Consider the following 24,808-nt stretch of genomic DNA (forward strand, 5'->3'; position numbering starts at 1 on the left):
CACACCATGACCAGCCACACTGCACGTACAGGCACAGAGCGCACCAATGTCCAGAAGGCGGCATTGGCCGTCGGCGCAGTCTTTCTACTCGTCGGGATCCTGGGATTTGTTCCAGGGATCACCTCCAACTACGACCAGCTTTCCTTCGCGGGCCACGACTCGGACGCGATGCTGATGGGCGTGTTCCAGGTTTCCATCCTGCACAACGTCGTACACCTGCTCTTCGGCATCGGAGGCATCGCATTGGCCCGGACCCCCGGCACAGCCAAGAACTACTTGCTGTGGGGCGGGGTGGTTTACCTCGTGCTGTGGATCTACGGGCTGCTCATCGACCACGACACCGAGGCCAATTTCGTGCCGGTGAACGACGCGGACAACTGGCTGCATCTGGTCTTGGGTCTGGGCATGGTTGCCCTCGCCCTGCTGCTGACCCGCACCGCGGACGCGGGCACCCGCCGGCCCGGACACGGAAATCTCAACAAGAACCTGTGAACGGGGGCACCAAGGTGAGCAGACACGAAGAACTCGAGCCACTGCGCATCGGCAGACTCGAAGCCCGCCCAACCGGGCCTTTCCAGTACTCCGTCCGCATAGTCCGCAGCGGAAGGGAGCTGGGAGCTGTCCGCCTCTGCGACGACCAGCGCTTCGAGGCCACGACCGGGACAGGAAGCTTCGCCGGGGTGCACAGGACATTGGTCGAGGCCATGGAAGCCTTGGCCTCGGGGACGATGGACGACACCGCCCAGGCGCCCGAGGCACGCCCTGCCCCGGACCCTGCCCCGGTTCATCGGAATCCGGCACCCTTGGGGCGCATCCGTCCAGTCCGCCGCGGCGTCTATGTTGGTCTCACGGCCAGACGCAGCGCTGTCCCGTGATCAGGCGTACTGCCCTCCCCGAGCACCGCGACCCGGACGGCATACCGGATCCGGCGCGGTGCCGGGTGTTCGCCGGATCGACGTTCAGAGGTTTCCGGATCCCTCAATGAAGGCCTTGGCGTGGTCGACTGCTTTCTTGAAGGCGTCGTTGCGCAAGGTAATGCTTCGCAGGTTCTCCGATTCGATGTAATCAGGGATCCCCGGGCGCAGCAGCCAAATGTCGCCGGCCGGCGGCAGGTAAAACATGGCGAAGGACCTGCGATGTTCGTCGTCTGTCCATACGGGGACGACCGCCAGCGCGGCACCCGTGTCAATGTTGATCCACTGGGCACGCGGCATGGGCTGTTCATGGACTTCCGGGTCCAAGAAAGGGGCGGTGCCCTCGCCCCAACGTTTCTCGAACCGTTCATGGAAGGCCGGCAGTAACGGCGAATCGTAGCGACGCCATGCGCTCATCTAAAAACACCTCCTGGCGGCGGTCCGACAACGGGACCGGTGATCATTGACTGGCCGTGAGCGCGCGGGCCGGGCGGCCCGCGGCACAAAAGGGACATCGGGCTACTTCTCCGCCGGGAACCCTCCGGTTCCCGGCGGAGCCGCACCCCCCCCTATTTGCTGTGTTTGAATGTGTGTTGGTCCCCGGCCGTGGGCCGGGGACCAAGTCACGGAAAGCGATTCCAACGGAAAACCGGTGGCCCTTGCTGCGAGGTGGCGTGTCCTATGGAAAGCGCCTTTGCCCAGGCACGGCTAGCCGTTGGCATGCCTTCCAGCTGCGGAACGTGGAACCGGGGGTATCCTGGCTTAGCTTCTGATGGCCTGGCGCTCCCCGCCCTTGCTGGTGATGGCAATCTTGCGCGGCTTGGCCTGCTCGGCCACCGGGATGCGCAAGCTCAGCACGCCGGAGTCGTAACTGGCTTCGATGTTCTCCGTATCCAGGTTTTCTCCCAGGACCAGCTGGCGGCTGAACACGCCCCGGGGCCGCTCGGCGGCAAGCATCTCCACGTTCTCTTCCACATCCGGGCGTTCGGCCCGGATGGTCACCACATTTCGTTCCACGTCCAGGTTGATCGAGTCCGGGCTGACCCCGGGCAAGTCAAACTGAACCTCGAAGGTGTCACCGTCACGCCAGGCGTCCATGGTCATGGTGGTCGGTCGGGCTGAGGTCCCCAAAACCTGCTGGGCGAGCCGGTCGATTTCACGGAAAGGATCTGTTCGCATCAACATGGCTTTCTCTCCTTTGTGGTGTCAATTGATGCAATTTTGGGTGATGGATCCCCACCGGAACCTATATCGGTGGGGATAGATTTTTTATAGCACGCGTGACAGTCTGGTGCAAGAGGATTATCTGGAATTAAGTCTGGAAGGGGATCGACCATGGTAAGCAGGGATCCAGGGTCGCGCGGGGTCTATGCCATCTCGGTCGCGGCCGAGCTGGTGGGGATGGGGCAGCAAAACCTGCGCCTGTACGAACGGGCCGGATTGTTGGAGCCGGGACGCACCGAAGGAGGAACCCGCCGCTATAGCGACAACGACATAGTGATCCTGCGAAGGATCGCCGAACTCCTCGCCCTCGGCCTCAACCTTTCCGGCATCCGTCTGGCCTTGGCCCTCGAGGCGGAAAACACGGCCTTGCGCCTGGAACTCTCGCGGCATAGCGACGGTCCCGACGACGCGGAACCTGCACCCCAACCCTAGGGCTAGCCTCACCCACCGCCCCTCATCCAGAAGGCCAACGGCCGTCATCCAGGCATCGATGCCATGGGACACTGGCAGGCACCTCCACCAACCTCACAGCGCAGCCCCCCACGCAGATCATGGACTACAGGAGCATGCAAGGCTACTGTTTTCCCGAAGAGGACCGGTCAAGGGCGAGAAACAAGGGGCTGGCATGTCAACTATTGCTGCAACGAACGCCGGCAACCGGGGAACCACGTCCAAGACATTCATCGGGCCCGACATCGTTCCCGGTGTCCTCTTGGGTGTGGGGCTCGGCTTGATCGTCGGCGGAATCTTGTTGCACCGACGGACGGACTCGGGGGCACACCGAGGGACTGGCCGCGCCAGTGGTCCGAGGTTCCATGTGGCGGGACGGCCCGGCACCCAGGTGCACGTGCATAGCGTTGGAACCGGCCCGGACACATATGTCTTGATTCACGGCATAGGCGTCTCGTCGCGCTATTTTCGCCCACTCGCCAAGGAATTGGCACGCACCGCCACGGTCCACAACATCGAATTGCCAGGCCACGGAAGCACGCCGAAACCACGTCGAACTTTGAGCGTGCCGGATTACGCACGCGCCGTGTGGGACGCCCTTGACGAATTGGGGGCACATCGGCCCATCCTGGTCGGGCACTCCATGGGGTCCCAGATAGCCGTGGAGATGGCGAACATGCGCGCGGCTGCGTCACCCCGCCTCGTGTTGTTGGGGCCCACCAATTACCCTCCCGAGCGCGGATTCTGGCTCCAGACCCTGCGGCTGGGGCAGGACACCCTCCGCGAGCCATGGCGGATCAACGCCATCGTACTCAGCGACTACATTTTCCGTTGCCGCCCGCCCTGGTACTTCAGGACAGTTCCAGCAATGCTTTCGAATCACATCGAAAACGGAATCGCCAATATTCAGGTGCCCGTGTTGGTTATCCGCGGGACACAGGATCCAATCGTCCCGGCAGCATGGACCTCCGCCCTCGCGCACCTGGCGCCGCATGGCTCGATGGCGCAGATCGACGACGAGAGCCACGTCATGATGTACCGCTCCGCAGCCGAGGTTGCAGCGCTGTGTCGTGCGCCGGCTTCGCACTGTAGCTCCCGACTAGGCGATGCACGGGGAAAAGCGGGTGCCGCAATTTGAGTTTCCAGCCGTTTCCAGTGCGGTCCAATGCCTCGTGTGCCTGAACGTCCAGAACCGTCCAATGAGTGTCGCCAGTGCCCGGTGTCTGGAGGCCGCACAGCCGCTCTGCTCCTCCCCTGTACGAAGGGCGCAGAGACGTCCAACTCGCGGATGGGCTTGTCAGGTGAAGTTCACCAATAGGGCATCAACTGATGGTTTCAAAGGTACTGGTCTGCGCGTGTCGGGTTTTCGGCGGACAGCGAAAATTCAAAACCCATAAGTTCTCATCACGGTAAGAATATGGATAAGCGCTCCGGCGCCACACTCGCAGATGACTGTCCTGTTCATTTACAACGCCTTACCTGGACCAAGGCGATGAAACGTTCGCCTTGGGGCTCGGGATGGCCATGGAGGTGTACTCGGGATGGCCATGGAGGTGTAGTGGTGTGTTTGTGATCCAGAACAATACCGAGGCTCAGAGGTACGAATTTTATGAGGCCGGAAGTCGTATTGGATTTGTGCAGTACGAAATGCACGAGAAGCAGATGTGGGTGCTTTACACCCAAATGCGGCGCAAGTTCAAGAGCGCTGCTCGGGCGAATAGGGCGATGGGTTTCATCCTGGAAGATGCGCAGCGCAGCCGTATCGAGGTGGTTCCGTTCTGTCCCGCCTTTCGGGTGTTCATGTGCCAGAACCCGGTCAATCCCGCGTTGGTGCCGGAAGAATGGCACGAACGCGTCGGCGGTGCGATCAATGGCGAGCAGGACGAGCCCGATCGGGCGGTATTGAAGTACATCCGCTTCACCGGGAGCCCTTGGCGGAAATCATCGGCTGCGCAATCTGCAGCCCTCGCCTCCTAAACAGCGGATCGCAACAACCCATCTCCCTCGGCGTGTGCCGTTTCTGTCTGCGCGGGCGAGTGACGCCCGATACCTGCATGAAAATACGGCACAACGTCGAGGGGGTGGGTTCGATCCCCACATGTATCCCGTCGAAGGCCAAGCCCGAGGAGCCAAATCGGTCCGCGCCGACGCGCTGCGGAATGCCCGCCGAGGCGCGCAGCGAGTCGGCGTGGGTTTACGGGCCAATCCTCCACCCTGTTGCGCGGTCGCGTACGTTTTGCTTCTCCCGTAGGTGCACCGTTGGTAGTCTTCCTGCAATGGCAAAGACCGCAGAATGAGGGGTGGTTTCCTTGAATGAAGGTGGGCTGACAGACGCCGTACAGGAAGCGGGGGCGGTGGAGTTGCTCCTGATCCGGCACGGAGAGAGCGAAGGCAACGTTGCTGCCACCGCGGCGCGCCTGGCCGGTGCGGAGGTCATCGAGGTCCCCGCGCGGGATGCCGACGTGTATTTGTCCAGCACCGGGCAGGAACAGGCCAAGGCGTTGGGTACTGCCCTGGCCCGGGTCCATGACGATTTCCGGCCCGATACGGTGGTGTCATCGCCCTACACACGAGCCAAGCAGACAGCGGAAATCGCTGTCCAGACAGCCAAGTGGCCGCTGGCGGTCCGCACCGATGAACGGCTGCGGGACCGCGAGCTGGGCATCCTGGACCGGCTGACGAGCCTGGGTGTGGAGAATCGGTTCCCGGAGGAAGCCGAGAGGCGGCGCTGGTTGGGCAAGCTGTACTACCGTCCTCCAGGCGGTGAGTCGTGGGCCGATGTGGCGCTCCGGCTGAGATCCGTCCTGGAAGAGCTGAACAGGCTCGGAAATGGACGCAGGGTGGTGCTGGTATGCCACGACGCAGTGATCATGCTGTTCCGATACATCCTGGAGGGCATGACGGAGGAAGAGCTTCTGGACCTTGCCGCAAGTACGTCCATACTCAATGCCTCGAGCACACGCTACGTGCGTCCCTCCGGCTCCGGACCGTGGACATTGGAGAGCTTCAACGTAGCCGACCATCTCATCGAGCAGGGCGTGACGGTTACCGAGCACGCAGGAGACACCAATGTCCACCCGCATTGATCGCAAAGGCGGGGATCCCACGCCAGTGACACCGTCCCTGCTGCGCGATTGGCCGCTGCCGGCACCCGGGGAAGACAAGTACTCCCGCGGCACGGTCCTGGTCATCGGCGGTGGACGAACGACGCCCGGGGCTGCGGTGCTTGCCGGAACCGCGGCACTTCGTGCAGGTGCCGGAAAGCTGACGCTGGCAGTCGCCGAGTCCGTGGCAGTGCAGGTGGGAGTGGCGCTGCCGGAATGCGGGGCCATGGGCTTGCCGGAAAACGCCAACGGGTCCGTCTCCGGAGAAGGGCTGGACCGGATTTCCTCGGTCCTGGATCGGGCCGACACCATCCTGGTCGGTCCCGGTTTGGACGATCTGGACCTGGCCGAGGAGTTGTTGCGCAGGCTGCTCGAGCGAGAGAATTCGGTCGGTAGGTCGGAAGACGCACACCGGCCCGCCATTGTCATCGACGCCTACGCGTTGGCTGGGCTGCTCAAACTCGAAGAGAGACTGGACCCGTGGCGGGGCCGGCTCATCCTGACGCCCAACATGCCCGAGGCGGAAATCCTGTTGGGCCGGGGACTGAAGGACCTGGAATCCGATGTGATGTCCATAGCCCGCCGTTTCGACGCCGTGGTGAGCTGTCAAGGCGTGATCGCAGGCTCCCCCGGCGATGGGTCCGGGAACGCCGAACTGTGGAAGATCACGACGGGATACGGGGGGCTGGGGACTTCAGGAAGCGGAGACGTTTTGGCAGGTGCCATCGCCGGGGTCCGGGCACGCGGAACCAGCGGCCCCCAAGCCGCCTGCTGGGGAACCCACCTTCATGCCGCCGCAGCCGACCGCTTGGCCAGCAAACTCGGGCCTCTTGGATTCCTGGCGCGCGAACTGGCCGATGAACTCCCCGCGCTGATGCTGGAACTAAACACCTGACACCGCCCCCGATGGGGACGAGACACCCGGCTCACCTCGTGCTGCCGCACCCGATTCCGGATGCCGGGCATTCGGCCTGTTCGCCACCGGGCCCACCGGTCAGGAAAGGAACTTGTCCGGGGTCAGCGGCAACCCGCGAACCCGGATTCCGGTGGCGTTGTAGGTGGCGTTGGCTATGGCCGCGGCCGCACCCACGATGCCGATTTCACCAATCCCCCGGGCCCCGAGGGGACCGGCGCGGTGGTCGGTTTCCTCGAGCCAGATGGCATCCACGTCCTCAATGTCCGCGTTGGCGGGTATGTGGTATTCGGCCAGGTCGTGGTTCATCACTTTCCCGAACCGGGCATCCATGACCCCGTCCTCGTGCAGCGCCATGCCGATACCCATGGTCATGCCGCCGATGAACTGGGAGCGCGCCGTGCGGGGGTTGATGATCCGTCCGGCGGAGAACACCCCGAGCATCCTCGAGACCCGCACTTCCCCGGTGTCCGCGTGCACGCGGGTTTCGGCGAATTGCGCGCCAAAGGAGTGCATCGCGTAGCGCTCGGTGTCAGGGTCCTTCATCCCCTGGGCCTGCGCCTGCGCCCAGGCCTCCGGATTGTCGCCATGCTGAGTGCGGAAGGCCGCGGCTGCGGCGATGATCGCACCTCCCCAGCTCGCGGTGCCCGAGGACCCGCCGGCCACCGAGGCAACGGGCAGGGAGGTGTCGCCGATTTCAAGTCGTATTCGCTCCACCGGGCAATCCAGCGCGTCAGCCGCGATCTGGGTCAACGTGGTCCAGGTCCCGGTGCCCAGATCCGCCGCACCGATTTGCACCGCGTAGTTGCCGTCGGCATTGAAGCGAATCCGCGCGGTGTTCTCGGGAACGCGGGAGAACGGGTAGGTCGAACTGGCCACGCCCAACCCCACGAGCCAACCGTCTTCTTCCCGGCTGCCCGGACGGGCATTGCGCCGGTCCCAACCGAAGCGCTCGGCGCCCTTGGCCAGGCACTCCAGCAGATGGCGGCTGGAAAACGGCTTCCCGGAATCCGGATCGATCTGCGGTTCGTTGCGGACCCGCAGCTCGATGGGGTCCAGCCCGCAGGCCTCGGCCAATTCATCCATGGCAACTTCTGGGCCGAACATGCCAGGACATTCCCCTGGCCCGCGCATCCACGACGGGACGGGGATATCCAACTTGGCCAGGCGGTGGGTGGTCTTGCGGTTCGGCGACGCGTACATCATCCGTGCCGGCACGCCCGTTTGCTCGGCGAACTCCTTGATCCGGGAAGTCGGCTCCACCACGTCCTGGCAGACCGCGGTGAGGTGGCCGTCCTCGGTGGCGCCCAGGCGCACATGCTGGATGGTGGGGGTCCGGTAGCCGGCGAGGGAAAACATCTGCTGGCGAGTCAGGGCGAACTTCACTGGCCGGCCGTTGCTGCATTGGGCGGCCAGTGCTGCCAGAATCACGTGTGCGTGCGGCAGGCCCTTGGATCCGAAGCCGCCGCCCACATGAGGTGCAATGACACGGACGTTTTCGGGTTCCAATCCGAAGATCGGCGCAATGGTCTTCCGCACCGGATGCACACCCTGGGTCGAGTCGTACAGCGTCAGCGCACCGCCCTCCCACACCGCCACGGTGGCGTGCGGCTCCATCGGGTTGTTGTGCTCGGCCGGGGTCGTGTAGACGTGGTCAATGACCACTGCGGCCTCGGAGAGCGCGGCCTCGACGTCGCCTTCGGCGGTATCGGTGTCAAACCCCCCGTTGACCTCTTCGGGTGCATAGAGGCCCGGATGGTCGGATGTCAGCAGGGCGTCGTGCTCGTCCGCTTCGTATTCCACAGTCACCAACCCGGCCGCGTGACGCGCGGTTTCCAAGCTCTCGGCAATCACCGCGCCCACGAACTGGCCGCGGAACCCCACCTCGGGGCCCTGCAGCACGGTGTATTCGGCATCGTCGGTTTGGGCCAGCTTCGGAGCGTTGAGATGGGTGATGACGGCGATCACGCCGTCAAGGGCCTCGGCATCACCCGTGTCGATCCGGCTGACCTTGCCCAGCGCGATGGTCGCCTGCACCGGGTAGAGGTAGGCAGGGTTCTCCACCGGCTGGTCGAAGGCGTAGGGCGCGGTGCCGCGCACCTTGGCCAGGCCGTCAAGGCGACGCAGGTCGGTGCCGATGGCCCTGGATTCAATCAATTCAGACATTGCTCGTCCCTCCGGTGACCTCGCGCAGCACGGCAACCATGGTGTTGCGGGCCATGGGTATCTTGAAGGCGTTGTCATCCAACGCCGAGGCCGATTCAAGTTCCGCCTCGGCTGCCAAGCGAAAATTCTCCTCCGAGGCCTGCGCCCCGCGCAGGATCTCCTCGGCGCGTTCCGCCCGCCACGGCTTGTGGGCCACTCCCCCCAGTGCCATGCGGACCTCACGGATGGTTCCGTCCCCGTTCATGGAAACCACTGCAGCCACGGACACCAGGGCGAAGGCGTAGGAGGCGCGGTCCCGCACCTTCCGGTATGCCGAGTGACTGTGCGTGGCCGGCGGCAGGAGCACCGCGGTGACCAGCTCCCCATGTTCCAGGACGGTGTCGCGTTCCGGTTCGTCGCCGGGAAGCCGGTGGAACCCCGCCAGCGGGATGTTGCGTTCCCCGTTTGGTCCCCGGACCACGACCTCGGCATCCAGAACCGCCATCGCGACCGCCATATCCGAGGGATGGACGGCGACGCAGGCTTCCGAGGCACCGAGGATGGCGTGGTTGCGGGTGTAACCCCCAATGGCCGAGCAGCCGGTACCGGGCTCGCGCTTGTTGCACGGGGTGCCCACGTCCTGGAAGTAGAGGCACCGGGTGCGCTGGAGCAGGTTCCCTCCGGTGGTGGCCATGTTGCGCAATTGGCCGGAGGCCCCGGCCAGCAGTGCCTGGGAAAGCACCCGGTAGCGTTCCCGGATGAGTGGATGGGCGGCAAGGTCGCTGTTGCGCACCGTCGCGCCGATCCGCACGCGGCCATCGGGCAGCTCTTCCATGACATCCAGCGGGAGTCTGCTGACATCGACCAGCAGGTCCGGGTTGGCGATGCCGAGCTTCAGGTGGTCCACGAGGTTGGTGCCGCCTGCCAGGAACATGGCGCCGGGTTCTCCGGCCACAGCGGCCACCGCATCGGCCGGGTCCTCGGCACGCCGGTAATCGAAGGGCTTCATGATCCTGCACCGCCCGTCGGTGCCGGGTCTGCAACGTCGGCTGTGGACGCCGCTTCCCTCGCCGCCACGTCCCTGATGGCGGCAACGATGTTCACGTAGGCGCCGCAGCGGCAAAGGTTCCCGCTCATGCGTTCACGGATCTCCTCATCGGTGAGTTCCACCGGGGTGCCGGGATCTGCGGTGACATGGCTTGGGTGGCCCTGGGCTGCTTCCCGCAGCATTCCCACGGCGGAACACACCTGGCCAGGGGTGCAGAACCCGCACTGGAAACCGTCCTTGTCCAGGAAGGCCTCTTGCATGGGATGTAGCTGCTCTCCCTCGCCCAGCCCCTGGGCCGTGGTGACGTCCGCTCCGTCCTGGGCCACGGCGAGCACCAGGCAGGAGGTCACGCGCCGTCCCTCGAGCAGCACCGTGCAGGAGCCGCACTGGCCGTGGTCGCAGCCCTTCTTGGGAGACGTGACCGCCAATCTGTCCCGCAAGGCGTCCAGGAGGGTCGTGCGGGTGTCAACGGTCAACGACCGCTTGGCACCGTCCACCAGCAGGGTGATCTGTACGTCCATAGATGAGCAACTCCGTTGTTCCGAGCGGATTTTTCGGCCATTCGGACTCGCGCCGAATGCCAAACGTGCTTGTCCCGAACTTATCCCAGCGCTCCGGGGCGGACAACCCTTTGTGCATGGACCCGGTTGGCCCCGACCCTGCGCCTGCAGTGCGGAATGCGCGGCGGAAAGCTCCTTGTTTCCCGGGTTCCAGGGTCGCTGCGCTCGCCGGTGGGCATTCATAGGCAACGCGACAAAACCTGCCCGCCGATCCTCCGTGGGGGGTCCGGTCGAATCCGAAGGGACGATGTCTGGAACATCGCGGCAACCACCTTCACGTCCACGGGATTGGTGCCCGGACAGTGTTCGCTGTCGATGACGCACCCCCGCCCTTGTGCGACGGGCCCCGGTACGTATACTCCGAAAGGACAGCAGCGAAAAAGGGATGGGTCCGAGTTCCGTTCCGCGATTCGCCGGAGGGAACCTTGTCAGATCCCCGCCACCCGGGCGGGAAGTAAATGATGCATTGCTCTTTCAGTCCAGGAAGTGCGTGACCAAGCAAGGAGCCGCCGGTGTTCGAACCTCCCAGCATTGTCTTCGCCGCGGCGGGCGTTGCCGTATTCGCCGCCGCTGTGCTGCCGCGGATGCTGCGGAAAGTCCCGGTATCCATGCCGATGGTCTTCCTGGGGGCCGGGCTGCTGGCCTTTACCGCGATCGGAACCCTGCCGGACCCCGATCCGGTCAAGTACGGGGAATTCACCACCCACTTGACCGAAATCTGCGTCATTGTCTCGCTGATGGGTGCCGGTCTGGCCCTCGACCGTCCCGTGGGCTGGCGGCGGTGGTCCACTACCTGGCGGCTGCTGGGTGTGGCGATGCCGTTGTGCATCGTGGGTTTGGCACTGCTGGGGTTGTGGGTATTGGGGCTCGGGCTGGCGGCTGCCGTGCTGGTCGCCGCCGCTCTTGCGCCCACGGACCCGGTACTGGCGTCCGAGGTCCAGGTCGGGGAACCAGCGGATGAAGAGTCAGAAACCGATCAGGAGGACGAAGTCCGTTTCGGACTCACGTCCGAGGCCGGAATGAATGACGGACTGGCCTTCCCTTTCGTGTATCTGGCCATTGCACTCAGCATGGCTGGGGCATCCCCGGCGGAATGGTTTCCGCAGTGGTTCGCCGTGGATGTGCTGTGGCGGATCGGTATCGGAATCCTGGCGGGCTTTGGAACCGGAAAGCTGCTGGGGCGGATTTTCTTTACGGCAAGGCATGGCAGTATCCGTCTGGCTGAGCATTCCGAGGGGTTCGTGGCCCTGGCGGCAACGTTCCTGGCCTATGGGCTGACCGAGATGGTCGAAGGCTATGGCTTCGTCGCCGTCTTCATCTGCGCGGTCACCATCCGGGCCGCCGAGCACACCCACGGCTACCACCGGGTGTTGCATAGCTACGTCGAGCAGTTGGAACGACTGATGACAGTCATTATCCTGGTCCTGCTCGGTGGTGCCATCGCGCGGGGGCTGTTGCACGGCATCGGGTGGGCGGAAGTGCTGGTGGCCCTCGCTTTTCTTCTTCTTATCCGGCCGGTGGCGGGCTGGATTGGTCTTGCCGGAGGCAGGACCGGTCCGCGGGACCGCATCGCGCTCTCGTTTTTCGGCGTTCGTGGCATCGGTTCGTTGTACTACTTGGGCTACGCGCTGGGGGAAGGGAACTTCGAGGGCCAGGCCGAGAGGCTGTGGGCGATCGTCGGGTTGGTTGTGACACTGTCCATTGTCCTGCACGGGGTTTCCGCCGGACCGGTCATGACCTCGCTGGACCGGCTCCGCGAACGGCGTGCCCAGCAGCAGTTCGGGGACGAAGGACAGGCCCCGACGGTCTGACTGCAGCCCATTCACCGGGGAGGACCAGACCCCGCCGGGCATGGCCGTTGGGTCCAAGGGTTGCGGTGGGCACGCGGGTGGACGTGCCGATCCTGCCGAAGGGCAGATTCCCGGCGATCGACCAAGTGGCGCCGCGGCGGGAACCAGGATGACACGGCGGCACTGTTCGTCCGGAAGCGAGCAGGTCATCCAACTACGGCGCAGAATGATGCGACAGCCCACGCTTTTGGGCAGACTAGGTGTCATGGACATCAGCGACGAAGTTACCACCCAAGGATCAACGGTCGAGGACTGGACGCGGGCCTTGGCGCAATCCACCGGCTCGCCTGGCGGGGGCGCCGGGACGGGACTTATGCTCGCCATCGCCGCTTCGCTGACTTCCATGGTGGCCGGCTACACCGAAGCCGAAGAGCACGAGCGCGGGGAACTCGACCGCATTCGGGCACGGGCCCGGTCCCTCCGGAAGGACGCGCTTGAATTGGCCGATGAGGATGCGACTGCGTCCCGCGCCTTTGGAGCCGCATTTCGCCTGGAACCCGGACCGGAACGGGAAGCCGCCATATCCCGGGCATCCGTCGATGCTGCCAAGGCATCCGCCGTCCTCGGCAAACGAGCCATGGACGCCATCAACGATTTGGCGTGGCTCGCGGCCAACGGCAACCCCTCACTCGTTGCCGATGTCGTCGTCGCGTTCGGCGCCCTGAGGGCAACGGTGGCCGGCGCGCGCACCAACGTCAGTTTCGACCTCGCTTCGCTTACCTCCGGCGGCAGCACCATGGAGCAGATCCGCGAGGAACATCCCGCCCTCTGGGCGATGGTCGGCGATCTCAACGACGCCATCGAACGGATCGACGCTCTTACGACCGAGATCGATCACCATGCCGCTCCAACCGATGCCGTCTAATCCGGGCCGCGTCGGAAACCGCCATGCCGGATCGCCAATAGGCCCAGTGCCCTTGGCCTCGTCTGCCTTATCCGGATATCCGTGGCCGCCCTTGGATCCGTCCTGAACGCTTGGCTGCTGTGTCGGATCGGAGTTGGCCCGACCACCAGCCGCCAACCCTGCGACCACCGCCCAAAACATCCCGGTAGGCTGGGAGGGCAGACTAACGATGGAAAGGCGGTACACATGGGCACCGGCAGAGCACCGCGCCGCCATCCCATTGCGGCTTTCCTCCCTTTACCTGCCCTTTTGGGAATGGTCCTGCTCATCCTCGGTCTCATGGGGATGCACACCATTTCCGGCAGCCACGCCGAAACATCCAAACCCACCTCTTCGGTGTCGGCTTCCACGGTTGGCGAGGGACATCACCATTCCGGTCCCGCGGACCACGCCCACGTTCCGTCGGCGTCTTCCCCCGCGTCAGCATGGGCGGATTTGCCTTGCCTCAGCTGCTGCGGCGACATGTCGCAGGCCTCGGCGTGCGACCTGGTGCCGGTGGCCAGCGGCCTGTCGTGGCTTTTCCTCCCGGTACTCATGGTCATGCCCGGCGGCCTGGGATTGCGCGGCCCGCCATTGGTCACCGGAGCCACAAATCACGTCCCACCTCCTCCTTCACTGATCGAACTGTCCATCAGCCGTACGTAAGACACCGGCCCCCCGCCACAGCGGGCGGGCCAGCTTGCGCATGCCCGCACCAACGGGCCGATAGACAGCATCCAATCGATTTTTGAAGGAAAACTCTCCCATGAAACGCCTTACCCTTATTTCAGCGACGGCCCTTGCAGCCACCTTGGCACTTGCCGGGTGTGCCTCGGACACCGAATCGGAATCCACCATGCCGGGCATGGACCACGGCACCGCTTCCGCATCCCCGTCCGCCGAATCATCCGCAGCCGCGGAGCACAACAGCGCCGATGCGATGTTCGCCCAAATGATGATCCCGCACCACGAGCAGGCCGTGGAAATGAGCGACATGGTGTTGGCCAAGGACGGCATCGACCCGGCTGTCACCGAGCTGGCCGAAGATATCAAGTCAGCCCAAGGCCCGGAAATCAAGACCATGACCGGCTGGCTCAGCGCCTGGGGTGAACCGGTCGCCATGTCCGGGGACCACGGGATGGAGGGCATGATGACCGAGGACGACATGGCCGCCCTTGAAGCAGCCCAGGGAACCGAGGCAGCCAGGCTCTTCCTGACCCAGATGGTCAAGCACCACGAGGGCGCCGTCAAGATGGCCCAGGAAGAAACCGCCAACGGGTCCAACCCGGACGCCGTCGCCCAGGCGGAAAAGATGGCGAAGGACCAGAGCGGGGAAATCGAAAAGATGAAGGAACTGCTGGCCGGCCTCTAAGGCAACATGCCGTTTGGCTGCGGGGCGCATGATGCGTCCCGCAGCATCCTCGTCATTTCCGTTTTTCTGTTCTGGAGACTCCATTCATGATCCGCCCTTCCTTTTCTGCTGCCCGCACTAGGGGCCGTGCGGCTGCTGCCGCCGCCCTTCTCCTCCTGCTGACCTCCTGCACCCCGGCGTCCCCCCAAGGCCCGCAACCCAAAGAGCCGACCCAACCCTTCGCCCACATCCATGGCATGGCTGTCGATTCCGAGACCGAAAAAGTCGTGCTGGCCACCCACGACGGGCTCTTCGGCTTCGGCTCCGGAACCCCGGAAAAGATTGGCCCCGCCATCGACCTGATGGGCTTTGCACCAGCCGGCAATGACCACTACTACGCCTCCGGACACCCGGCACCGGACACCGGTCTGCCCGAACCGGCAGGACTGCTCCGCTCCCAGGATGGCGGGGAAACCTGGCAACAGGTCTCCCTGGGCGGCGTCTCTGATTTCCACGCCCTGGCGGTCACCCGCAGCGGAATCATCGGTTTTGACGGAACCCTGAAGACCACCGCGGACCTGGAAACCTGGACCACCCGCGAGGTCGGGTTCGACCCCTATCACCTGTCTGGGACACCGACCGGCGATGTCGTCCTGGCCACCACGGCTGCTGGCGTGCACCGTTCCACCGACGGCGGTAAAACCTGGGCGGCACACTCGACCGGGCCGGTACTGCTGCTGACGGCCTTTGCCACCGCTTCAACGGTCATCGGGGTGGCACCGGACGGGGCAGTGCATGTCAGCTCGGACGCGGGCCGGACCTGGCGGACCACCGGGGCCGTCACCGGCCACCCCTCGGCACTGGCCGCCGCTGGCCCGGATGAGCACCCGCAAATTTGGGTTGCCACGCCCACCGGCATCGAGCATTCCGTCGACGGCGGAGCAACCTTCAGCACGGAGATCAAGTGATCCCGTTCGGTTACCGCCCCAAAAGCCGGAGGAACACCAAGCCAATGCCCCTTCCTGCAGGCGTCACGATTCGCCGCGCCTCATCCTCCGATCTTTCCCTGACGGGCCACTGGCAATGCCGGTACCTCCGCGACGGGCTGTTTCCCCGGCTGGGTCCCAGGTTCGTCCGGCACTGGCATGCGACCTTCCTGGACGCACCGCGCGGGTTCGCATTCATCGCCGAAGCCCAGGGCCCGGACGGCCAGGTACCGTTGGGCTTCCTGTTCGGCTCCAGCGACCAGCTCCGTCACGTCGATGACGTGCTCCGAGTGCACCGGACGCGGCTGGCCGTCCAGGGAGGCCTCGCTCTGGTGATACGGCCCAAGCTGTTCCTGGGATTCTTGCGCACCCGCGGCAGGTCCTACCTCAGACGACTGCTCAAGCGACCGGTCACCGAGGTGGCTCCTGCGGCCGTCCGTGTGCCTGTGTCCGTGCCTCGTGTCGCTGTCATCACCGCTCTTGTGGTGCACCCGGAATCCCGGGGCCACGGCGTGGGCGAACGGCTGGTGAAACATTTCCTCTCCCAGGCTTCGGACGCGGGGGCACCGTTGGCCGAACTGGTGACCAAGGCAGGTCCGGGCGGAGCCGGGCGCTTCTACGAACGACTCGGATGGGCGCCCGTGCATGCACATACAACCAAGGACGGGGAAACAGCCAAGACCTATCGCGTCGATTTGTCCCAAAGGAACCCCGAGGGGGATCGCCCTCCAGCGCAGGAGTTGCCGCAGGAGTAGTCACCGAGCAGTCCTTGACCGAACCTTGGTTTGTGCCCGGACCCCGTCCTTCGTGATCTCGGTGCGAGCGCCCATCGTCCACTGGTATCCCCCCGCCCAAGAACACCAACGTGTCCAACAGCTGGGTAGGGTTTGGCGAGCATCTGCTACATGAGGCACCGATCGAATGTGCGAGTGCTCTCGATGAGTTCCGGCGAAGTCTTCATAAATGGCCGATAGGCTCACATACTGATTTGACGGGACCGTCCCCGATGCGGGGCGGCCGAAATGCTGGACACGTCAGAGCAGGAGTCCCTCATGAATTCCAAGAACAGATCGCAGTCAATCATGCGGCGCAAGCCGATCGACGAGATCGAGGAGGAGAATAAACACAGCGGCCTGCACAAGTCCCTCGGACTGTGGCAATTGACCGCAATCGGTGTCGGCGGCATCATCGGCGTCGGTATCTTCTCCTTGGCCGGCCTGGTGGCCCACGGCAGCGATACCGAGCCCGGTGTCGGCCCAGCCGTGCTGATCTCCTTCCTCATCGCTGGCCTGGCATCGGCGGCTGCGGCCCTGTCCTATGCGGAATTCGCCGGCATGATCCCCCGCGCCGGCTCGGCCTACACCTATGGGTATGTGGCCCTCGGGGAAATCATCGGCTGGTTCATCGGCTGGGACCTGCTGCTGGAATACATCGCCATCGTGGCGGTGGTGGCCATCGGCATCTCCGGTTACTTCGATGCCTTCCTCGCCGGGATCGGCATAGATTTGCCCGACTGGGCGGCATCCACAGCCGACGAGGGCCGCGGCGGCATCGTGAACATACCCGCCATCGTCGTCTGCGTCCTGGTGACCTGGATCCTCTCCCGCGGCACCCGGACCTTCGGGCGCTTCGAACTGGTGGCGGTCGCGATCAAGGTCGTGTTGATCCTGTTCATCATCGGCCTGGGCATCTTCTACATCAACACCCAGAACTACGACCCCTTCATGCCCAGCGGATTCGGGCCCGTCGTGGCGGGAGCAGCGACCGTGTTCTTCGCAGTCTTCGGCTACGACGCCATGAGCACCGCCGCCGAGGAATCCACCGACGGCAAGAAACACATGCCCAAGGCCATCATCTTCTCCCTCATCATCGCCATGCTCCTCTACGTCGCCGCAACGCTGGTGCTCACCGGCATGCAGAACTACCAGGACATCGACCCGACCGCTGGATTCGCCTCGGCATTCAACGGCGTGGGGCTCCCGGTCATCGCCACGATCATCTCCGTGTTCGCGGTCCTGTCCATCCTCACCGTGATGCTCACGTTCCTTCTGGGTGTGACCCGCGTCTGGTTCTCCATGAGCCGCGACGGTCTCCTTCCGGGCTGGTTCTCCAAGACCGACCGCCACGGCACACCCCAGCGCGTCACTTGGATCGCCGGCATCGCCTCCGCTTTCCTGGCCGGCGTCTTCCCCATCAAGGCAGTAGCGGACCTGACCAACATCGGCATCCTCGCCGCCTTCGTGGTGGTCTGTCTCGCCGTCATCATTTTCCGCTATAAGAAGCCCGACGCCCACCGCACCTTCCGGCTCCCCTTCATGCCGGTGGTTCCGGCCTTCGGCGTGCTGGCCTCCGGATTCCTGATGCTGCAGCTGCACTGGGAAACCTGGCTGAGGTTCGGCGTCTGGCTCGTGGTCGGCCTGGCCATCTACTTCTTCTACGGCCGCAAGCACTCACTCATGAACCCGAACAGCCCGCGGCACGACGAACGCGTGGAGGTGCCGCACGCGGACACCTAGGCCACGGAGCAGCATTTCGCCGACCCATCCCCCACCGAACTACCGGGGCATCACGCATCCGACAGTTGAATATGTGCTGTATTCAAAGTTCGCGGCGGCGCAGATCCCACGGGCGGCCCTGCATTCGGCTAGCCATGTTGTCGGGCACTCGCCTAGGGTGGGAAGTGGACGAAAGGAGCACTTCATGAAGAAAATCCTCATGGTACTTACCAGCGTTTCCGAGATCGGCAATACAGGAGAGAAGACCGGCTACAACGTGGCCGAGGCTGCACATCCCTGGAAGGTCTTCAAGGACTCCGGGCATTTCGTCGACTTCGCGTCCATCCAGGGCGGACAGCCTCCGCGCGACACGGTGGACTCCGAAGATCCCATCCAGGTTGCCTTCACGGAAGACGAGACTACCCGCGCCGGCCTCTACAACACGGCCCGGGTCGACGTCGTTGATCCCGACCAGTACGACGCGGTGTACCTCGTGGGAGGCCACGGCACCATGTGGGACTTCCCGGACAGCGAAGGCCTGCAGAACCTGGTGGCCAGCGTCTACAACACCGGGGGCGTGGTGGGCGCGGTCTGCCACGGACCGGCAGGCTTGGTGAACGTGGAATTGCAGAACGGGCTTCGCCTCGTCGAAGGCCGAAGGGTGGCCGCCTTCACCAACGACGAGGAAGTTGCCGCGGAGAAGGACAAGGTCATCCCATTCTTCCTGGCAGACCGGCTGGAGGAACAGGGTGCCACCCACGTGTCCGCGGACGTCTGGGCGGAAAACGTCGTGGTGGACGAACGCCTGGTGACCGGCCAGAACCCGGCTTCCGCTGCAGGCGTGGCCAAGGAAATGGAAAAGCTTCTGGCACAGGTCATCCACCAGGAAAAGGCCGAGGAACAACATGAAGCTGAGGCCCTTCGCGCCGAGCATGACGCCGAAAAGGCCGCCAAGAAGGCGTCCGACGCGGCCACCGAGCACTGACCTCAGGACGCACCAAAGCTGGCGGCTGCCCCGGACAACGGGGCGGCCGCCAGCCGTCTTCTCCGACAGCTCCGCGCATGGCCAGGTCGAGGATTTGACTGCGGTTTCCAGTGTTGTCGTCGTCCTCTTCGCGGAGCTAAATGTCACTGCGCCAGTCATCAATGGTGCCAGGGTTCCGGCATCATTTAGCAGCGTCGCCAATAAAGGAACCTTGCTGTGCCGCTCATTCCCAAGAAGGCACGCTGGCTGCAAGCTGCACTAGAACGGACTCCCAAGAAGCCAGTCCTTGATCCGAAAAGGAAGGATCTCGGCTGGCTTCCTGTCTTCGGAGGGACAGGCGAAAGTCTGTCGCTGCCACGAAAATGGACAACAGCTTCTTGGCAGAGGCTTCCCGACACACGTCGAGGAATTGGTTCGGTTAAGCATGAGCTGCATTTGGCATGTCGACGGGTCCTACGCCCAGAATTCGTCGCCCTGCGCTGCGTCGTCAAAGAACTCTCAGACAGCATCAATCTTGCCATCGCGAATCTGGAACGTGAGTGCGCCGCCTCCATGGAGCAGACCGAAAATTCGCGACAGCCCACGCCAAGACACTGCGTCGTGGTGTCGACTGACCTCAGATCCCCCCTCCTGCGTGTTCACACAGCTGGGAGCGGGCACTCCCCCTTTTAGGACGCGGTGACGTCCACTGTGCGGGTGGCCTGCACCGCTCCGGTGACCCAGTGCAGGAAATCGACAGTGATGGTGTACTTCCCCGCGGCTGGCGGATGCAGTAGAAAGTCGAATTTCTCGGCCGCCCCGGAGAGAATGGTGCTCGTTAGCAGGGGTTGGCCGGCCGTGCTCGGGTGCACGGCCGGCCCGTTGGTCGTCGGTGTATTCCAGAATGGCCGCCCGTCGTGTCCGAGCAATTCGGCGATGGGCACAGGCCGGCCGGCAGCGTCCAGGATTCTTGTGCGTGTGGGAAAGTAGTCGACATTGATCATCCGCACCAAGGAGGGCCGCTTCGTCCCTCCCGCAACATTGGCCCGCATCGTCTTGATGGACCAGACCCTGTCGCCCCTTGGACGGGACGCGACCGCACCGCCGAGCAGGTAGAAGTGTTTGGGAAGGTACCGGTTGAGGCCCGCGTCCTCACCGGAGAGCCCTGCGGCATGGTTCATTTCATGCCAGCGCGGATCGAGGGAGTAGGGAGCGAGCAGCGTCTCGGTTGCGATGTCGTAGTACGGTCCCTCGGCCGAGTAGCGGCGCGTCCCCGCCGGTGCCGGCGACGCTGGATCGAGGCGGGGGTCAACGATGATGGGCCCGAACATGCCCATCTGGACGTGCAGCGGCGTGTTGACGTGGCAGTGGTAGAAGTAGGTTCCGGAAGACCCGCGGTTGGGATTTCCCCGCTCTGCAACATCCGGCCGCCACTGGTAGGTGTAGTCGCCAGTGACCTCGTAGGAGGTATGGCCCACCCCATCGTTGCGCGGGTCCGGTTCGATGCCGTGCCAATGGATGGTGTGCACCTTCTTGCTGGGCTTGATCGTCCCGTGGAACAGTTGGCCCTCAATGAGCCGCACCAGCGGGCCGGGAAGCGCGCGGCCGGACTTCCCGTTCTCGAAGCTCCAGACGTCGTGCTCGGACCCATCGGGGAAATCGAGTTCACGGCTGAAGAAATCGAATTCCATCTTCACGTCGGGCCGGAGCTTGAATTCCGTTTCCGGGCTGCCTTCGTGGGGCTGGTCCGAGGAGAAATCCACCTGGCTGCGGAACTCATGGTGGGCATCGTCTTCGACGGTTGCCGGCAATCCGGACTCCGGCGTGGTCTGCGCGCCGAGCGTCCAGTCGCTCATCAGGCCACCCGGGTAGAGGCCTCCCGCCGCCGTCTGTGAAGGTTCCGCGTGGCAATGCATCGGGTACTTCCAATCCCCGCTCCTCGCATTCCACACTTCATCCACCGAGTCGGGCGGACGGCGTACCGGGAGCATGGCCTCGGTGCTTTCCAGCGGGTTCAGGTGGATAGTGTCCTCCCAGTGCTGCAGGACCACCCGCCCTCCGGGCGTGACGCGCCCGCCGCTGCGAGGAAAGTCCTCGCCATTGGAACGGACGGTCCAGACGTGGTTCCCGTGATAGTGCAGCTGGTGGTCCACGATCCCCGCGTTGACCATTCTCATCAGGTGGCCGGTGCGGACGGCGCCGGCGGACGGGGAGGCGCTGAAGTTGCGCACGTCAGTTTCACGTGGCAGCCCCGAGGGCAGGGAGTCTTCCTCCCGGCGTTTGTTGAATTCCCCGTCAATCGTGATCCCAAGCCCCTGGAATCCCGAGTAGCCGTTGAGGGTGAAATACCGCGGCTGCGCCTGCACCCGGGCCGGGTCCACGATCTGTCCCTGCGAAGCGATTCGGGCCCAGTTGGCATCCACGTCGTGGCAGATCCAGAGCCACTGGCGTTCGAACTCGGGACCGCGCGCACTTAGCCGCCACGCGTCCCGGGGATCGATGACCAACAGTACGCCGTAGAGACCCAGCGTCCGCTCCACCGAGGCATTCCCCGGGTCCGAATAGAGGTACGTCCCCGGCGCGGGAGCTGGGAACTGCAGGAGTCTTGAGGCTCCGGGCGCTATTGGACCGGTCCCGACGTGCGGCCTTGCGGTCCCGGGGGCACCGGCGGCACCAGCATTATGGAAACGAAGCTCGTGCGTCTGCGGAAGATTGTTGCGGACCCGCACCGAAATCGTGCTTCCGGTCTCCGCGATCAGGGTCCTGTCCGGGAAGAAGCTCGCCCAGTGGGCCCGCCGCATCAGGTACTGCCGCGGATTCTCGGGATCGGGGCGCAGCGGGGCGGGCCTGCCACGCGGTGGCTTGGCCGCGTTCACGGGGTAGGTCCTGCTCGCGACGAGGGTGCCTTGGGCCGTGAAGACACGGGGGCTGATGGCCAGCGCGGGCCGTGCATCCCCCCGAGCCGTCCGCCGGTCTCCGAAGCCCCTGTGGTAGACCAGTGCTCCATCCACCATGGGAAGAAAGCCCTCGTTGATGTGTACATCCAGGGTACTCATGTTGCGCCTCCGATCATCATGACCGGCAGATCCAGCGCCAATCGCTCATCACGTTGCACGTCGTTGAATTCGAGTTGCAGGCCGACGCCCGTGCGCGGAGCGAGGTAGCTGACATATATGCTCTCGGAGGCACCAACCGCGACTGTTCCCGTCGTGTGGTCGGAATCCTGCGGCGTGATCGTGGTTTCGGTTCCGGCCAATCTCAGGCGCAGCTGCCCGGGGCTGAACAACACGGGTTCCTGCCCGTCGTTTCGGATGTTGACTTCCAACACGACCACGTCTGGCCACGTCAGGTTCATCGGTTCGGTCGATCCCGGTAGTGAGGGAACCGCCGAGCCCCCGCCGTGGCCGTGTCCACCCCCGGCGGCCTGGGCCATCTTCACCGGCAGCACGCCGCCGCCGTGTTCGATGATGGAAACGGCGGCTGCCAGTCCGCTGTATGCCGGTTTTCCCAGGCCGTCCAAACGGGCCAGTCGTCCCGAGCGCACCACGGCTATTGAACCGAAGGCCGTGGAGACTCGTGTTGCCAGGCTCGCGGAGCTCTTTGCCACGATGCCGTAAACGCCCGGTGCGGCCACCAGGACGGCACCCCAACCGAGCAACAGGCCAAACTGGCGCCGGCTCAATCCCCTTTCCGCCGCTCCATCACCATATTGATACATAGACTCCCCCAAAAAGCCTTGTCGATGATTAAGCTTTCCCGCTGCACCTTGGAAAAAGGTTGTAAAGGCATCCGGGACAGGTCGTTTGCCGGCGCGAAGTCACCGCGTGCCGGATCGCGGTCATCGCCCCGGCGCACGTCCGGAACCTCCCAGCGCCTCAGGAAAAAAGGGATTCGTGACGCGGCGGTGCCCATCACTCCCAATTCGTCGCGGCCACTGAGTACGCTTTGTGTGTCAGGCATGTCGTCCGCGGCATGTCACTCGCACTTTCCAGGGGGAACCAGCATGTTCAAGTCATTACTGAGCCGTGGCACCGGCCTCGGCTTCGCCGTCGCATTGGCCGTCGGCCTGCTCGCTACGGCGACACCGGCCCAGGCCAGCGAACGGCCCATCGACATCACCGGCTACAAGGTTTCAAACATCACCGTTTCGGATTCAAACTGCCGGAACCTCACCGTCACTGCTTCCACCAAGGTGAAGTCGGACTTTGTCGATTCATTCGGGTCAATTGACGTCACCCGAAACGGTGGATTGGTCAGCATGCTCGGGTTTGAAGGACGCAAGATCACCGATCGCGCCATGATTTGTCCGTCCTTCAGCGGACTGGGCACATACAAAGTTGGTCCTGCCGAAATCTTCGCGGAGTTCGACTACTACGACTCGTACTTCGGGGAATACTGGAGCGATTACAGCGACTACACGGACAACACCATCAAGACCTTCTACGTCCGCGGAAAGACCAAGAGCACGCTGACCGCAAAGCGGTCGGGTTCCAAGGTCACCCTGACGGCCAAGGCCCACGTCTACTCGCCGGAGAATTACCGCTACGCGCAGTACAACGCCAAGGGTGCCAAGCTTCAGGTGAAGTCCGGCAAGACGTGGAAGACCATCAAGACGGTTAACCTGTCCAAGGGCAAGGCCACCGTCACCGTCAAGCAGTCGAAGAAGAAGACCTACCGTTTGCACGTCCCGACGGCCACCTGGGCAGCGTCGACGACCACGAAGAGCGTCTCGAAGTAGTTTGTTCCTTCGCGGCCCGGGAACCTCGGTTCCCGGGCCCGCGGCATCTGCCCGCACGGTTCCGACTCTGTAGACCGACTCTGCACAAGTAGAGTCCCCGGCTCCCAACGAATCGGGAACCGGGGGAATCCCGGTCAGATCAAGGGAGGCAGGCCCAGGCTCTCCAACAAGGTGACGGATCGGCACCCCCGACCATGCGCGGGTCCGAGAACTGCTATTGGCCAATCCACTAATGCAAATTCATGGCCCCACCCTGCATGCGGTTCTTAGTCCTGCGTGACGTTCAGTGAGAATTCGATGAAGCCGGTGTCCTCGACGGCAACGAACCCCAGGTTCGGTGCTTCGACACCGAATTCCGCCCAGGTCATGGGGATCTGGCCAACCAGCTGTGCTTCACCATCGCTGAATGCACCCTGCACGTTGGCCTTGACTGACACTGTCTGGCCGTTGAGCGTCAAGTCACCCTTGATGGGGAAGGTCTGGTTACCACCCTCGAGTGTCGCGGACACGTCAACGGGCTCCGTGAGCGTGAAGCTCGCCTCGGGGAATTGCGACGTATCAATGGCCGAGGTGCGGAAGTACTGGTCGCGTCGGTTTGAGTCGGTGGTGATGGTATCCACCTGAAGCGTGAGATCCGCGGCCGTGAGCTGGTCGTCGGCGACAGTCAAGGAACCACTGACATCCTCGGTGCGGCCGGTGACTGTCACGTCTGCACCATTGAGGACCTCGTCGAGTCGGTATCCTGCGTAGGACCCGGAACCGACGGTCCAGGTGCCGTCTTGGTCAGCGGATGCCGTTGCTTCGCCGGCGTCCGGCGAACCACTTGTCGCCGCAGCGCTCGGCGCCCCCGTCAGCGTTGGCACAGCTTCGGCCTGTGCCGAGACGTTGGAGGCATAGATGCGGCTGCCAATGAAGGCACCGGCGATGCCCACCACCACCGCAATGGCGATGATCCATAAGAGTCGCTTGTTCCTGGGGCGGGATGGTGCTTGCTGGTCGGTCATGAGATCTCCTGATCGATCGCGCCGTCCGGCGGCGAACTTTACTTGACCCTAAAAGTATTCCATCGCTTGCAGGACCTCTTCCCGAATTGGGCGCTTCCCCGCCATCTTCACTAAAAACGCACAGGCCACAAACAGGGAAGATGCAGAAGCTCCGACGCAATGGTTTCCGGCGTGCGGTG

24 protein-coding genes are annotated in these 24,808 nt (G+C 63.9%); 15 read left to right on the plus strand and 9 right to left on the minus strand.

Annotated elements, in window-relative coordinates:
* Positions 1–6 precede the first annotated feature (6 nt).
* Both ACIPUB_RS00690 and ACIPUB_RS00695 read left to right on the plus strand, forming a co-directional pair.
* Positions 7–492 carry a DUF4383 domain-containing protein gene (locus ACIPUB_RS00690; protein WP_407605736.1) on the plus strand — a complete coding sequence of 162 codons (486 nt, stop codon included), beginning with the start codon at positions 7–9 and terminating at the stop codon, positions 490–492.
* 14 nt (positions 493–506) lie between these two features.
* Entirely contained in the window at positions 507–875 is a 369-nt protein-coding gene (locus tag ACIPUB_RS00695; RefSeq protein ID WP_407605669.1) for a hypothetical protein, read from the plus strand.
* 84 nt (positions 876–959) lie between these two features.
* On the opposite strand, the gene ACIPUB_RS00700 is transcribed toward ACIPUB_RS00695, so the two are convergent.
* Entirely contained in the window at positions 960–1,331 is a 372-nt protein-coding gene (locus ACIPUB_RS00700; RefSeq protein ID WP_407605670.1) for a hypothetical protein, read from the minus strand.
* 345 nt (positions 1,332–1,676) lie between these two features.
* Entirely contained in the window at positions 1,677–2,099 is a 423-nt protein-coding gene (locus ACIPUB_RS00705) for an Hsp20/alpha crystallin family protein (RefSeq protein ID WP_407605671.1), read from the minus strand.
* 150 nt (positions 2,100–2,249) lie between these two features.
* Between ACIPUB_RS00705 and ACIPUB_RS00710 the strand changes: the two genes are divergently transcribed.
* From ACIPUB_RS00710 to ACIPUB_RS00730, 5 genes are all read left to right on the plus strand, one after another.
* A complete protein-coding gene (locus ACIPUB_RS00710; RefSeq protein ID WP_407605672.1) occupies positions 2,250–2,570 on the plus strand; it encodes a MerR family transcriptional regulator in 321 nt (106 codons plus the stop codon).
* Positions 2,571–3,021: 451 nt separating this feature from the next.
* On the plus strand, positions 3,022–3,726 hold the full coding sequence (locus ACIPUB_RS00715) for an alpha/beta fold hydrolase (RefSeq protein WP_407605673.1): 705 nt from the start codon (positions 3,022–3,024) through the stop codon (positions 3,724–3,726).
* Between the two features lie 425 nt (positions 3,727–4,151).
* Positions 4,152–4,565, plus strand: coding sequence for a hypothetical protein (locus ACIPUB_RS00720; RefSeq protein WP_407605674.1), 414 nt, complete (start codon positions 4,152–4,154; stop codon positions 4,563–4,565).
* A gap of 332 nt (positions 4,566–4,897) precedes the next feature.
* Positions 4,898–5,674 carry a histidine phosphatase family protein gene (locus tag ACIPUB_RS00725; protein WP_407605737.1) on the plus strand — a complete coding sequence of 259 codons (777 nt, stop codon included), beginning with the start codon at positions 4,898–4,900 and terminating at the stop codon, positions 5,672–5,674.
* On the plus strand, positions 5,658–6,587 hold the full coding sequence (locus ACIPUB_RS00730; RefSeq protein ID WP_407605675.1) for an NAD(P)H-hydrate dehydratase: 930 nt from the start codon (positions 5,658–5,660) through the stop codon (positions 6,585–6,587). The genes ACIPUB_RS00725 and ACIPUB_RS00730 overlap by 17 nt, the downstream gene beginning before the upstream one ends.
* Positions 6,588–6,686: 99 nt before the next feature.
* Here ACIPUB_RS00730 and ACIPUB_RS00735 read toward each other — a convergent pair whose 3' ends face one another.
* Genes ACIPUB_RS00735 through ACIPUB_RS00745 form a run of 3 tightly spaced genes read right to left on the minus strand, consistent with a single transcriptional unit; the run spans position 6,687 to position 10,319 of the window.
* Positions 6,687–8,771, minus strand: coding sequence for a xanthine dehydrogenase family protein molybdopterin-binding subunit (locus ACIPUB_RS00735; protein WP_407605676.1), 2,085 nt, complete (start codon positions 8,769–8,771; stop codon positions 6,687–6,689).
* Positions 8,764–9,759, minus strand: coding sequence for an FAD binding domain-containing protein (locus ACIPUB_RS00740; RefSeq protein WP_407605677.1), 996 nt, complete (start codon positions 9,757–9,759; stop codon positions 8,764–8,766). The genes ACIPUB_RS00735 and ACIPUB_RS00740 overlap by 8 nt, the downstream gene beginning before the upstream one ends.
* A complete protein-coding gene (locus ACIPUB_RS00745; RefSeq protein ID WP_407605678.1) occupies positions 9,756–10,319 on the minus strand; it encodes a 2Fe-2S iron-sulfur cluster-binding protein in 564 nt (187 codons plus the stop codon). The genes ACIPUB_RS00740 and ACIPUB_RS00745 overlap by 4 nt, the downstream gene beginning before the upstream one ends.
* A gap of 551 nt (positions 10,320–10,870) precedes the next feature.
* On the opposite strand from ACIPUB_RS00745, the gene ACIPUB_RS00750 reads away from it, so the two are divergent.
* From ACIPUB_RS00750 to ACIPUB_RS00780, 7 genes are all read left to right on the plus strand, one after another.
* Positions 10,871–12,169 carry a cation:proton antiporter gene (locus ACIPUB_RS00750; RefSeq protein WP_407605679.1) on the plus strand — a complete coding sequence of 433 codons (1,299 nt, stop codon included), beginning with the start codon at positions 10,871–10,873 and terminating at the stop codon, positions 12,167–12,169.
* 244 nt (positions 12,170–12,413) lie between these two features.
* Positions 12,414–13,073, plus strand: a complete 660-nt coding sequence (locus ACIPUB_RS00755) for a cyclodeaminase/cyclohydrolase family protein (RefSeq protein ID WP_407605680.1) — start codon at positions 12,414–12,416, stop codon at positions 13,071–13,073.
* 784 nt (positions 13,074–13,857) lie between these two features.
* Positions 13,858–14,463 carry a DUF305 domain-containing protein gene (locus tag ACIPUB_RS00760; RefSeq protein WP_407605681.1) on the plus strand — a complete coding sequence of 202 codons (606 nt, stop codon included), beginning with the start codon at positions 13,858–13,860 and terminating at the stop codon, positions 14,461–14,463.
* 86 nt (positions 14,464–14,549) lie between these two features.
* Entirely contained in the window at positions 14,550–15,410 is an 861-nt protein-coding gene (locus tag ACIPUB_RS00765; RefSeq protein WP_407605682.1) for a F510_1955 family glycosylhydrolase, read from the plus strand.
* Between the two features lie 44 nt (positions 15,411–15,454).
* The gene (locus ACIPUB_RS00770; protein ID WP_407605683.1) at positions 15,455–16,183 is read left to right on the plus strand and encodes a GNAT family N-acetyltransferase; all 729 of its coding nucleotides are present in this window, start codon (positions 15,455–15,457) and stop codon (positions 16,181–16,183) included.
* A gap of 297 nt (positions 16,184–16,480) precedes the next feature.
* Positions 16,481–17,944 carry an amino acid permease gene (locus tag ACIPUB_RS00775; protein ID WP_407605684.1) on the plus strand — a complete coding sequence of 488 codons (1,464 nt, stop codon included), beginning with the start codon at positions 16,481–16,483 and terminating at the stop codon, positions 17,942–17,944.
* Between the two features lie 184 nt (positions 17,945–18,128).
* Entirely contained in the window at positions 18,129–18,908 is a 780-nt protein-coding gene (locus ACIPUB_RS00780; RefSeq protein ID WP_407605685.1) for a type 1 glutamine amidotransferase domain-containing protein, read from the plus strand.
* 668 nt (positions 18,909–19,576) lie between these two features.
* Here ACIPUB_RS00780 and ACIPUB_RS00785 read toward each other — a convergent pair.
* The 3 genes from ACIPUB_RS00785 to ACIPUB_RS00795 are packed head-to-tail and all read right to left on the minus strand — an operon-like array spanning position 19,577 to position 22,847.
* Positions 19,577–21,943: a multicopper oxidase domain-containing protein gene (locus tag ACIPUB_RS00785; protein WP_407605686.1), complete on the minus strand. Its 2,367-nt coding sequence runs from the start codon at positions 21,941–21,943 to the stop codon at positions 19,577–19,579.
* Positions 21,940–22,569 carry a hypothetical protein gene (locus ACIPUB_RS00790; protein ID WP_407605687.1) on the minus strand — a complete coding sequence of 210 codons (630 nt, stop codon included), beginning with the start codon at positions 22,567–22,569 and terminating at the stop codon, positions 21,940–21,942. Before ACIPUB_RS00790 ends, ACIPUB_RS00785 begins: the two co-directional genes overlap by 4 nt.
* Positions 22,566–22,847 carry a hypothetical protein gene (locus ACIPUB_RS00795; RefSeq protein WP_407605688.1) on the minus strand — a complete coding sequence of 94 codons (282 nt, stop codon included), beginning with the start codon at positions 22,845–22,847 and terminating at the stop codon, positions 22,566–22,568. The genes ACIPUB_RS00790 and ACIPUB_RS00795 overlap by 4 nt, the downstream gene beginning before the upstream one ends.
* Before the next feature lie 43 nt (positions 22,848–22,890).
* On the opposite strand from ACIPUB_RS00795, the gene ACIPUB_RS00800 reads away from it, so the two are divergent.
* Entirely contained in the window at positions 22,891–23,625 is a 735-nt protein-coding gene (locus ACIPUB_RS00800) for a hypothetical protein (RefSeq protein WP_407605689.1), read from the plus strand.
* 266 nt (positions 23,626–23,891) lie between these two features.
* Here ACIPUB_RS00800 and ACIPUB_RS00805 read toward each other — a convergent pair whose 3' ends face one another.
* The gene (locus ACIPUB_RS00805) at positions 23,892–24,629 is read right to left on the minus strand and encodes a YceI family protein (RefSeq protein ID WP_407605690.1); all 738 of its coding nucleotides are present in this window, start codon (positions 24,627–24,629) and stop codon (positions 23,892–23,894) included.
* Positions 24,630–24,808: the final 179 nt, after the last annotated feature.

Source organism: Paeniglutamicibacter sp. ORCA_105, assembly GCF_045798545.1.
GTDB classification, from domain to species: domain Bacteria; phylum Actinomycetota; class Actinomycetes; order Actinomycetales; family Micrococcaceae; genus Paeniglutamicibacter; species Paeniglutamicibacter sulfureus.